The organism is Rhodanobacter sp. DHG33, assembly GCF_014843005.1.
Classification (GTDB): Bacteria; Pseudomonadota; Gammaproteobacteria; order Xanthomonadales; family Rhodanobacteraceae; genus Rhodanobacter_A.
On the sequence record NZ_JACYXM010000040.1, the window covers coordinates 1 to 281 of the forward strand.

Below are 281 nucleotides of genomic sequence, written 5' to 3' on the forward strand. Positions count from 1 at the left end.
TTTAATTGACTTGATCGGCCAATATCGAGTCACTACGGCACACTTTGTTCCATCGATGCTCAATAGTTTTTTGGATGCCACGAATGTAACGCGGTGTACAGCATTGCAACGTGTGATCTGTAGTGGTGAGGCACTTCCCGCATCAAGTACTCACAAATGCCTACAAGCCCTCCCGCATGTGCAGCTACATAACCTGTACGGCCCTACCGAGGCTGCCATCGATGTGACAGCGTGGTCTTGCCCACCTGACTTTGATGCCCCTGCAGTTCCGATTGGCCGTC

1 protein-coding gene is annotated in these 281 nt (G+C 51.6%); it reads left to right on the plus strand.

Translation table 11 applies throughout. The annotated features are described in order from the left end of the window. Positions 1-10: 10 nt before the first annotated feature. The coding region (locus tag IHE46_RS17255; RefSeq protein WP_343230055.1) for an AMP-binding protein at positions 11-281 on the plus strand (271 nt) is incomplete at its 3' end.